Origin of the sequence: Streptacidiphilus jiangxiensis (assembly GCF_900109465.1) — a bacterium.
Taxonomy (GTDB): domain Bacteria; phylum Actinomycetota; class Actinomycetes; order Streptomycetales; family Streptomycetaceae; genus Streptacidiphilus; species Streptacidiphilus jiangxiensis.
The window spans coordinates 1-1,962 of sequence record NZ_FOAZ01000083.1; the positions used below are offsets into that span (position 1 = coordinate 1).

General features: G+C 72.7%; 1 protein-coding gene and 1 pseudogene. Both read right to left on the reverse strand.

Annotated elements, in window-relative coordinates; genetic code table 11:
- Positions 1-191: 191 nt before the first annotated feature.
- Complete coding sequence (locus BMY61_RS43735) at positions 192-1,196, reverse strand: Scr1 family TA system antitoxin-like transcriptional regulator (RefSeq protein WP_042449551.1); 1,005 nt, start codon at positions 1,194-1,196, stop codon at positions 192-194.
- Positions 1,193-1,962, reverse strand: a pseudogene (locus tag BMY61_RS46990) (hypothetical protein); the annotation flags it as partial. The gene BMY61_RS43735 and the pseudogene BMY61_RS46990, both read right to left, overlap by 4 nt.

Genomic DNA, 1,962 nt, shown 5'->3' on the forward strand with positions numbered 1-1,962 from the left:
GCGCTGGATCTTGCACGTCAGCACGCTGATACTCGGCGGCCTGCTCGGAGATCACTACGACGACGCTCCCGGGGCGCGGCAGCCGGCTCATCGGTGGGCTCCGCGAGTCTGCGGGCTTTGCCCGCGCGCAGGTCGAGGACCTCGTGCGGCGGGCCGCAGCCGCCGGCCTGTGGGCAAGGGCGCCGGTCGGCCTACCACGATCGCTCCAGCGTTCCGGCCGCCGCTTCTTGAAGCATGCCCATGCTCTCCGCGACCGGGAGCGCCAGCTTCCGTAATGCGGACATCCGCCTGTCCGTCAGCGCTTCGTAGGTGACGGCTCGCGGAGCTGGGGTGACCGTCAGAACGGTGGTGTCGATCCGCAGCTCGGTCCGGTCCACGATGATCGGCTTCCCGAGGTCGTTGGGCAGGACCCGGACGCGCAGGGAAGGGCTGGTGGCCAGCTCGGCGAGGTGACGCAGCTGCTGGGTGTGGATCTCGGTCCCGCGCGTCCAGGTGAGGAGCATCATCTCGTTGATGAACAGGACGGTCGGGTGCCCGGGGCGTCGGATCCGGTCGGCTAGGACCGCGGCGCGAGCCTGGTCGACGTGCCGTTCCCACTGGGCGGCGCCGAGCCTGGTGTCGGTAAGTCCTTCTCGGTAGAGCTGGCACAGGCCGCACCGGATCCCTGACACGGCCCGCAGCCGCCCGGTCCTCGGGCCGGGGTGCTGCTGGCGGAGGGCGGTCGGCGCGGTGGAGGCCCACAGGCGCTGCCGGAGTGAGTCGTCGAGCAGAGGGGCAGGCAGCCGGTCTCCGTTGATGGCGTACACGATCTCGTGGGCCTGCTGCTCGAGGAGCTGGTAGCGGTGTGCCCAGCCGGGGGCGGTATCCGTGAACGAGATGCCCGGTGTGGCGGTCCCTGAGGCGCAGTCGCGGCGATGCTCGTCCAGGCACGTGCTCCAGTCGGCGGCTGCTCGTCCGATGCCGCAGGCGCGGGCGAGGACCGGTCCGTGGCCGGCGTCGAGGACGTCCCGGAGGCCAGCGCCCTGGCCGGCCTCCAACCTGGCGAGGTCGTGCGGGGTCGCGGTCCAGTGGCCGGTCAGCGCGCTGCTGACCGTGTCGAGGGTGCGGTTGTGGGTCTCCCGTAAGTGGTTCAGGTGTCGGCCGAGGACGAGGTCGAACGGGTCGAGCAGCTGGGTCTGGGCCGGGGGCGCGTTCACCGGACCTCCCGGTCGGAGGGGACCGGACCAAGGAGCAGCACGAGGTCGTCGTCGGCGGCGAGGCCGGACAGGGCGGCGGCCGGTGCGGGTTCGCACGGGCCGTGGCGGAGGAGGGTGACGCTCTCGCGGGCCAGCTCGTCGAGGACCGCGGTGACGGTGCCCTGTTGGTCGTCGGGAGCGGCCAGCAGGACGACGTGGCTGGCCTCGGCGAGCGCGCCGGCGAGCGTTTCGGCCTGGTCCGGGCGGAATCTGGTCAGGTCGCCGAGGACCACGACCTTGCCCTCGGTGGTCTCGAAGGCGGAGTCGAGGTCGTCGGCGACCTCCTCCGGGCGGCGGGCGGCGGAGGTCAGCACGGTGACGCTGGGCGGCAGCCCGAGCGCGGTGGAGGCCGTGAGGAACCCGGGGACGCCGGGGAACGCGGTGAGGCTGGCGGCGAGGTCCCGGGGATCCGCTCCGATCTCCAGGCCTGCGGCGAACACGGCGGCCGCGGCCAGCGCGTTGCGTCGTCCCGGTGTGACCAGGGTGAACTTGTGGACCTCGCCGCCGACGCTGAGCGCTGTCTGGGTGACCCCGGTCCAGACGGCCTGGACGACCCGGACATCGCAGGAGCGGTCACTGCCCACGGTGATGACCCGCCGGTGCCCGGCCGCGGCCAGCCGTTCGGCGAGCAGTCGCGCTCCGAGGTCCGCGTGTTCGACGACGACGGCTTGCGACTGGAGCGCGATCGGCAGCAGCGCGTCGAGGGCCCGGTCCATCTCGGCGGTGT